Source organism: Streptomyces sp. NTH33, assembly GCF_003236365.1.
Lineage (GTDB): Bacteria > Actinomycetota > Actinomycetes > Streptomycetales > Streptomycetaceae > Streptomyces.
Genome location: NZ_POTZ01000047.1, coordinates 18,616 through 27,063 on the forward strand (window position 1 = coordinate 18,616; position 8,448 = coordinate 27,063).

7 protein-coding genes and 1 pseudogene are annotated in these 8,448 nt (G+C 69.0%); 4 read left to right on the forward strand and 4 right to left on the reverse strand.

Going from position 1 to position 8,448, the window contains the following annotated elements; translation table 11 throughout:
* The first annotated feature begins 29 nt into the window (after nucleotides 1-29).
* A complete protein-coding gene (locus tag C1I97_RS07380) occupies nucleotides 30-3,158 on the forward strand; it encodes an efflux RND transporter permease subunit (RefSeq protein WP_111002420.1) in 3,129 nt (1,042 codons plus the stop codon).
* A 51-nt stretch (nucleotides 3,159-3,209) separates the two neighbouring features.
* On the opposite strand, the gene C1I97_RS07385 is transcribed toward C1I97_RS07380, so the two are convergent.
* Nucleotides 3,210-3,407, reverse strand: coding sequence for a DUF397 domain-containing protein (locus C1I97_RS07385; RefSeq protein ID WP_111002421.1), 198 nt, complete (start codon nucleotides 3,405-3,407; stop codon nucleotides 3,210-3,212).
* Nucleotides 3,386-4,231, reverse strand: coding sequence for a helix-turn-helix domain-containing protein (locus C1I97_RS07390; protein WP_111002422.1), 846 nt, complete (start codon nucleotides 4,229-4,231; stop codon nucleotides 3,386-3,388). Before C1I97_RS07390 ends, C1I97_RS07385 begins: the two co-directional genes overlap by 22 nt.
* A gap of 160 nt (nucleotides 4,232-4,391) precedes the next feature.
* Here C1I97_RS07390 and C1I97_RS41210 point away from each other — a divergent pair, with 160 nt between their 5' ends.
* Both C1I97_RS41210 and C1I97_RS07395 read left to right on the forward strand, forming a co-directional pair.
* Nucleotides 4,392-4,526, forward strand: coding sequence for a hypothetical protein (locus C1I97_RS41210; protein ID WP_258382460.1), 135 nt, complete (start codon nucleotides 4,392-4,394; stop codon nucleotides 4,524-4,526).
* Nucleotides 4,527-4,780: 254 nt separating this feature from the next.
* Nucleotides 4,781-5,161, forward strand: a complete 381-nt coding sequence (locus C1I97_RS07395; RefSeq protein WP_111002423.1) for a hypothetical protein — start codon at nucleotides 4,781-4,783, stop codon at nucleotides 5,159-5,161.
* A 323-nt stretch (nucleotides 5,162-5,484) separates the two neighbouring features.
* On the opposite strand, the gene nadA is transcribed toward C1I97_RS07395, so the two are convergent.
* Nucleotides 5,485-6,669 (reverse strand): quinolinate synthase NadA, encoded by a 1,185-nt coding sequence (gene nadA / locus C1I97_RS07400; RefSeq protein ID WP_111002429.1) that lies wholly within the window; start codon nucleotides 6,667-6,669, stop codon nucleotides 5,485-5,487.
* A gap of 311 nt (nucleotides 6,670-6,980) precedes the next feature.
* Between nadA and C1I97_RS07405 the strand changes: the two genes are divergently transcribed.
* The gene (locus C1I97_RS07405) at nucleotides 6,981-7,337 is read left to right on the forward strand and encodes a HesB/IscA family protein (RefSeq protein WP_111002424.1); all 357 of its coding nucleotides are present in this window, start codon (nucleotides 6,981-6,983) and stop codon (nucleotides 7,335-7,337) included.
* 93 nt (nucleotides 7,338-7,430) lie between these two features.
* On the opposite strand, the pseudogene C1I97_RS39730 reads toward C1I97_RS07405, so the two are convergent.
* A pseudogene (locus C1I97_RS39730) lies at nucleotides 7,431-8,448 on the reverse strand (hypothetical protein); the annotation flags it as partial.

Sequence of the window (8,448 nt, forward strand, 5' to 3'; positions counted from 1 at the left end):
TGCCGTTCACAGAATCGAGACCCTCACCCATGTCCTGGCTGTCCAGATTCAGCCTCGCGCAACGGGCCCTGATCGGGCTGATGTCGATCGTCGCGCTCGTCTTCGGGGCGATCGCCATACCCCAGCTCAAGCAGCAACTGCTGCCCACCATCGAACTTCCCATGGTGTCCGTGCTGGCGCCCTACCAGGGCGCGTCCCCGGACGTGGTGGAGAAGCAGGTCGTCGAGCCCATCGAGAACAACCTCAAGGCCGTCGACGGCATCACCGGCGTCACCTCCACGGCGAGCGAGGGCAACGCCGTGATCATGGCGTCCTTCGACTACGGCAACAACACCAAGCAGCTCGTCGCCGACGTCCAGCAGGCCGTCAACCGGGCCCGCGCCCTGCTCCCGAACGACGTCGACCCGCAGGTCATCGCCGGTTCCACGGACGACATGCCCACCGTGGTCCTCGCCGTCACCTCCGACAAGGACCAGCAGGCCCTGGCCGACCAGCTGGACAGGACGGTCGTACCGGAGCTGAAGAACATCGACGGCGTCGGCCAGGTCACCGTCAACGGCGTACGGGACCTGCAGGTCACCGTCACCCCCGACGACAGGAAGCTCGCCGCGGCCGGCCTGACCTCCGCGGCCCTGGGCGAGGCCCTGAAGGCCGGCGGCGTCACCGTCCCGGCCGGCTCCTTCGACGAGGACGGCGCCAACCGCACCGTCCAGGTCGGCGGCGGTTTCACCTCGCTGCGGCAAATCCAGGACCTGATGGTCACGGGCACGGGCGCGGGCGCCGGCTCCGGCTCCGGCGCGAAGAAGCCGGTGCGCCTCGGCGACGTCGCCACCGTCCAGCAGGAGCCGGCCAAGGCCGACTCCCTCACCCGCACCAACGGCAGGCCCAGCCTGGCCGTCGTCGTCACCATGGACCACGACGGCAGCGCGGTCGCCATCTCCGACGCGGTCAAGGCCAAGCTGCCCGACCTGCGCGAAAACCTCGGCGCGGGCGCGAAGATCACCGTCGTCAGCGACCAGGGCCCGGCCGTGGCCAAGGCCATCGAGGGACTGACCAGCGAGGGTGCGCTCGGCCTGCTCTTCGCGGTCCTCGTCATCCTCGTCTTCCTGGCCTCGGTCCGCTCCACCCTGGTGACCGCGGTGTCGATCCCGCTGTCCGTCGTCCTCGCGCTCATCGTGCTGTGGACCCGCGACCTGTCGCTGAACATGCTGACGCTGGGCGCGCTCACCATCGCCATCGGCCGGGTCGTCGACGACTCGATCGTGGTCCTGGAGAACATCAAGCGCCACCTCGGCTACGGCGAGGAGCGCCACACGGCCATCATGACCGCCGTGCGCGAGGTGGCCGGCGCGGTGACCTCCTCCACGCTCACCACGGTCGCCGTGTTCCTGCCGATCGGTCTGGTCGGCGGCATGGTGGGCGAGCTGTTCGGCCCCTTCAGCCTCACCGTCACCGCGGCCCTGCTGGCCTCGCTGCTGGTGTCGCTGACGGTCGTGCCGGTGCTGTCGTACTGGTTCCTGCGCGCCCCCAAGGGCACGCCCGCCGAGGCCGATCAGGCCCGCCGCCTGGCCGAGGAGAAGGAGGCCAGGAGCCGTCTGCAGCGCCTCTACGTCCCCGTCCTGCGCTTCGCCACCCGGCGGCGCCTGACCAGCGTGCTGATCGCGGTCGTCGTCCTCGTCGCCACCTTCGGCATGACCCCGCTGCTGAAGACGAACTTCTTCGACCCCGGCGACCAGAAGGTCCTCAGCGTCAAGCAGCAGCTGAAGCCGGGCGACAGCCTGGCGACCACGGACGCCGCGGCCCGGAAGGTCGAGGACGTGCTCGCCGGCGTCGAGGGCGTCAAGGACTACCAGGTCACCATCGGCTCCTCCGGCTTCATGGCGGCCTTCGGCGGCGGTACGGACACCAACCGGGCCTCCTACCAGGTGATGCTCCAGGACTCGGCGTCCATGGACGACGTACGCGCCCGTATCGAGAACCGCCTGGGCAAGCTGTCCGGGATCGGCACCACCACGGTCGGCGCCGGGGACGGCTTCGGCTCCCAGGACCTGAAGGTGATCGTCAAGGCGGGCGACGCCGACGCACTGCGCCGGGCCTCGGAGCAGGTCCGCAAGACGGTCGCTGGCCTCGACGACGTCACCGACGTCACCAGCAACCTCTCGCAGAGCGTGCCGCGCATCTCGGTGCGAGCCAACTCCAAGGCGGCAGCGGCGGGCTTCACCGACCAGACCCTCGGCATGGCGGTCGCCCAGTCGGTCAAGGGCACCACGGCCGCGAAGGCGATGCTGGACGACACCGAGCGGAACGTCGTCATCAGGTCGGCGAAGCCGGCGCAGACGCTGGACGAGCTGAAGAACCTGCGACTCGGCACGGTGAAGCTGGGTGACATCGCGACCGTGAAGCTGGTCGACGGGCCGGTGTCGATGACCCGGATCGACGGCCAGCGCGCCGCCACGATCACGGCCAGGCCGACCGGGGACAACACCGGCGCGGTCAGCGCGGCCCTGCAGTCCGAGCTCAGCGCCCTGAAGCTGCCCGCGGGCGCGAAGGCCGAGATCGCGGGCGTCAGCGCCGACCAGGACGAGGCCTTCACGAACCTGGGCCTGGCCATGCTGGCGGCCATCGCGATCGTCTTCATGCTGCTGGTGGCGACCTTCCGCTCGCTGGCCCAGCCGCTGATCCTGCTGGTCTCCATCCCGTTCGCGGCGACCGGCGCGCTCGGCCTGCTGATCGCCACCGGTACGCCGATGGGCGTCCCCGCGATGATCGGCATGCTGATGCTGATCGGCATCGTGGTGACCAACGCGATCGTGCTGATCGACCTCATCAACCAGTACCGCGAGCGGGGCTACGGCATCGTCGAGGCGGTCGTGGAAGGCGGCCGCCACCGCCTCCGCCCCATCCTCATGACGGCCCTGGCCACCATCTTCGCCCTGCTCCCGATGGCCCTGGGCGTCACCGGCGAGGGCGGCTTCATCGCCCAGCCCCTGGCGGTGGTCGTGATCGGCGGCCTGCTCACGTCGACCCTGCTGACCCTCCTCCTGGTCCCGACGCTCTACGCGATGCTGGAGCTCCGCAAGGAGCGCCGCGCGAAGAAGCGGGCGGCCAAGCGGGAGGCGAAGGCGAAGACGGAGGAGCTGGAGCCCGCGGGCGTCTGACGCCGTGTGACAGTGAGAACGGCCGGGTCTCTTGGGAGACCCGGCCGTTTCCTATGCTTTCAGCGAGTTGACGAACGCGTCCCAGGCGGCGGACGGGACGACGAGCACGGGGCCGTGGGGGGTCTTGCTGTCGCGGACGGGGACGACACCGGGGAGGTCCTCGGCGATCTCGACGCATTCGCCCCCGTTCGCATTGCTGTAACTGCTCCGGCGCCAGCGGGCAGGGATCAGCTCAGGGCTGTGTCGCATGGCTTGTAGTCCTCCATCGCCTGTCGGATCAGCTCCGCCGAGGCGGCCGGCGAGAGGGCGTTGGCGCGGAGCACTTCGTAGTGCCGTCGCCACTTCTTCACCGATTCCCGGTCCTCGTAGAGGTGACCGACCTCGATGCCCTCTTCGTAGGCCACGGTTGAGCCGTTGGGAAGGGTCAGCAGGGTCAGGGCGCCGCCCATCAGATAGTGCGCACCTGCACTGAAGGGCATCACCTGGACCTTGCTGTCCGGAGTATCCATCTGTTCGAGCAGCCGGGCCAGTTGCTTGTACATGCCTTCCCGGCTGCCGACGGGGCGCCGGAGCACGGACTCGTCGATGATGGCCCACCGCAGCGGGGGCTGGGCCGAGCGGATCCTTTCCTGCCGGGACATCCGTGCGTTGACACGCTCCTGCACCTGCTCCGGCAGCAACTCCTCCCGCAGGCTGAGCTGGGCATCGGCGTACTCCCTGATCTGCAACAACCCTGGAAGAGCCTGCGTCCCGTAGTTCTCGACGACCTCCGCCTGCGCCTCGAAGTCCATGAAGCGCCGGTACTGGTCCGGGTGGGCCTCGCGCTTGGCCGGCTCGTACAGCCCGTGGAAGTGCCTGTCCGTGCCGAACGCGGCGTCGAGCCGGTCCGGCAGGTCCGGTGGCGGCATCAACTCCGCCGTCTCGATGCGCGCCAGCGTGCTCTTGCTGGAGTTGAGGATGCCCGCGAGCTGGAGCAGCGACAACTTGGCGGCCTCGCGGTGGCGGCGCTGCTCGGCGCCGAAGTAGTGGCGGGCGGAGAGGTAGGGGGTGAGGGTCTGCGGCTTGAACGTCATCGGTCTCGCCTCTCTGACGGATCGTCCCGTTCCCGACGCCGGGACGCGGCGCTCCTGTTACCGCCTCGTGCCCCAGCGCGACGATTGCGGCACAGAAGGTAATGACCGGAGATCCGGCCCCGCGGCGGAATGGCCGGATCCCACCGAAAGGAGCGACGCGATGATCCGCGACGGACGGGACGGCACGCCACTACGACTGCTGCCGTGGACGACGCCGGAGGGCGCCCCGTGCTACCTGAGCACCGACGACCCGCGCAGCCGCCTGTCCCTCCTGGCCGACGAACGATTCTTCTGATGGTAAAAGCAGAGCAAGTTGATGCAAAGAGTGACCGAAGGTGAGCGGGGAGAAAGCGCTTCACGTTACACTTTGGTTGCCGATTGACTCCTGTGTCATCAGCCGTGATGCGGCACGGCTGGATATCAAGAGGCATTCAGCTCTCCGTCACAGGCTCTTTCAGGAGCATATCGATGCGTCGACGTCACCGTGACCAGGCTCACGGCCCCTTGAACCCGACCACTCCGGATGCGATCGCGGTTACGTTTCGAGAAATGGCCGCACTCGTGGAAATTTTTGAGCACGCCCATATTCAAATTTCCGATTTGAGTGATGCGGACAGAGAAACGATCGCCGATGCCAGTGGGTCCGCCCTGATACCGTTACTCTGCGCGCGAGTCGGACTGGCCTTGACCCAAGGGCGCCACAACATCCCTTTGCTCGCTGCTGAGGTCGGCCTGCTTGAGGCCGCGGTGATCAACCTGGAGTCGTACGAGGGAAATGAGGTCGTGCTGTGCGCCGGCTATGAATTATTGGACAGTTTTGCGAACCGCAAGACGAACACCTATCCCGTGTGCTATGTATACGGAATCTTGGCCTTCGCTGATGAGGCGGGGGAGACGGCCAGCGGACCAGCGACTCCTTCTCTGGCGTGACGGCGAAGGCCGGACGCGACGTGTGCTTGCAGGTTGAGATCGTGTCGTCCCCGCCGGTCTCGCCGGCGCCCTCGCTGGTGGCGAAGGCGGTCGGCTCGCTCCACTCCCAGTCGCGGTCGAACAGGGTGGGCGGCTTGGGGATGCTGCGGCGCCTGGGGCGGGCTGCGGATGCCTCTGAGGTTGTCAGGGGCGTATGTCCAGGAAGTGCATCTCCAGGAACGTCGGCGCATCCCCGAAGGCGCGGGCCGGTGCCGTCCTCGTGTGCGTAGGGGGATGCCCCGGCCACCGCGGGGTGGCCGGGGCATCGTGCTGCGACGTCGGCGTTACGGCAGCGCCAGCATCCGCTCCAGGGCCAGCTTCGCGTAGCCCTCCGTCTCCTTGTCCACCTCGATGCGGTTGACCAGGTTGCCCTCGGCCAGGGACTCCAGGGCCCAGACCAGGTGGGGGAGGTCGATGCGGTTCATGGTGGAGCAGAAGCAGACCGTCCTGTCGAGGAAGACGACCTCCTTGCCCTCGGGAGCGAAACGGTTCGCCAGGCGGCGGACCAGGTTCAGCTCCGTGCCGATGGCCCACTTGGAGCCGGCCGGGGCGGCCTCCAGGGCCTTGATGATGTACTCGGTGGAGCCGACATGGTCCGCCGCGGCCACCACCTCGTGCCTGCACTCGGGGTGGACCAGGACGTTCACCCCCGGGATGCGCTCGCGGACGTCGTTCACCGAGTCCAGGCTGAAGCGGCCGTGCACCGAGCAGTGGCCCCGCCACAGGATCATCTTCGCGGCACGCAGTTCGTCGGCGGTCAGGCCGCCGTTCGGCCGGTGCGGGTTGTAGACGACGCAGTCGTCCAGGGACATGCCCATGTCCCGCACCGCGGTGTTGCGGCCCAGGTGCTGGTCGGGCAGGAACAGCACCTTCTCGCCCTGCTGGAAGGCCCACTCCAGGGCCCGCTTGGCGTTCGACGACGTACAGATCGTGCCGCCGTGCCGACCCGTGAAGGCCTTGATGTCGGCAGAGGAGTTCATGTACGACACCGGCACGACCTGCTCGGCGATCCCCGCCTCGGTCAGCACGTCCCAGCACTCGGCGACCTGCTCGGCCGTGGCCATGTCGGCCATGGAGCAGCCGGCCGCCAGGTCCGGCAGGACGACCTTCTGCGCGTCGGTCGTCAGGATGTCCGCGGACTCCGCCATGAAGTGCACACCGCAGAACACGATGTACTCGGCTTCCGGGCGCGCCGCCGCGTCCCGCGCCAGCTTGAAGGAGTCACCCGTGACGTCGGCGAACTGGATGACCTCGTCGCGCTGGTAGTGGTGGCCGAGCACGAAGACCTTGTCCCCGAGCTTCTCCTTGGCCACGCGGGCGCGCTCCACCAGGTCCGGGTCGGACGGGGAGGGCAGGTCACCGGGGCACTCGACGCCGCGCTCGCTCTTCGGGTCGGCCTCGCGGCCGAGCAGCAGCAGGGCGAGCGGCGTCGGCTGGACGTCGAGGTCCTGGGTCTGGGCGGTGGTCACGACACGCACCCTTTCTACTTTTCGTCGAATTGACGCTATTCATCATAGCGGCTTCATGTCACTTTGACGATCGTCATAGTGTCGTTGTGACGTGAATCCCGGTCGCCGGACGGGCCACCAGGTCGGCACCCCGAGCCGCACCCCGTCCCCGTCCCTCCACAGGCCGCTGTCCGTGCTCCCGCGCGTGTGCGAGCATGAAGAGGACGAGCCTGGAGAAGAGAAAAAGCACGCGTCCGGCCCGGAATGAATCCGACGCCCCGCCGGTTGCACTCGTCGGCAAGCAGTCTCCGTACAACCCGGGAGAGATGTAGATGTCCGTATCGGACGAGACCACCACCGTCACCGACGGCATCGTCCTGACCGACGCCGCCGCGTCCAAGGTCAAGGCCCTGCTCGACCAGGAAGGCCGTGACGACCTCGCCCTGCGCGTCGCCGTCCAGCCCGGCGGCTGCTCCGGCCTGCGCTACCAGCTCTTCTTCGACGAGCGCTCCCTCGACGGCGACGTGGAGAAGGACTTCGGCGGCGTCAAGGTCGTCACCGACCGGATGAGCGCCCCCTACCTCGGCGGCGCCACCATCGACTTCGTGGACACGATCGAGAAGCAGGGCTTCACGATCGACAACCCGAACGCGACGGGCTCCTGCGCCTGCGGCGACTCCTTCAGCTGAGCAGCCGACCACGGCACGGTACGACGTCGGAAGGCGGCGGCCCCTGTTTCAGGGGACCGCCGCCTTCCGTGTGTCCACCCCTGTCCGCCCGCCTCAGCGGGCGGGCAGCGGCGCATCCGGCAGTCGCGCCCCCGGCCGCTCCCGGGGGACCTCCCGCCCGTCCGTGCCGACCACCTTCCGGTCCCCGAGCGGCCGGTCCAGCCGTACGGTCTCGTGGTACACCTTGGCGATCTTGATGCAGACCTGGCCCCGCCGCGAGGTCTCGGTCACCGTGACCGTCACCCGGCCGGAGTCCTCCTTCACGGACGCCCTGTACTTCTCGCACACCCCGCCGTCGAAGCGGACGGTCAGCTCGTCGCCCTCGGTGCTGTAGCCGGTCGCCTTCACGTCCCGCCTCACCAGGGGGCCGCCCGAGCCGCCCGGCGCCGGGGTCGGGGCCGACGAGGTCAGATACTCCGGGTCCACGGCCGGATACGCCACCGTGAAGGGGTCGCCCTGGCCGCCCGGCGCCCGCACCTCGAACAGCCAGGACGGGACGAGCGTCTGCCGCCCGTCGGAGGGGTGCGAGGCCAGCCCGAACACGGCCTTGCCGATCGTGAGGGCGTCCTCCTGGGCGGGGGCCGGGGCCGCGGCGTCCGTCCCGCACGGCGCCTCCGCGTGGTCCTCCAGCGGTACGGGACTGGCGCAGCCGCCGATGTCCACACGGTGGCCGGTCCGCGGGGCCGCGTTCATCAGCTCCAGCGTCCTGCGCGCGCTCAGCACGGGATACGTGTCGCCCTTCACCGGTGCCTTCAGCCGGCCGCTGCCGCCGGCCACCTCGCCCTGCCGGCCGATGATCAGGCCCGTGGTCCAGCCGTACGTGGGCAGCCCGCCGACCACCGGATCGGCGTTGACCGCCCGCTGCTCGCCCATGACCTGGCTCGCGTCCACCTTGGCGTCGTCCTGGCCCAGCGCCTTGAGCACCGGCACCGCCGCCTTCCGGGCCGCCGCCGCGTGGTCCTCCAGCGGTACGGGACTGGCGCAGCCGCCGATGTCCACACGGTGGCCGGTCCGCGGGGCCGCGTTCATCAGCTCCAGCGGCCTGCGCGCGCTCAGCACGGGATACGTGTCG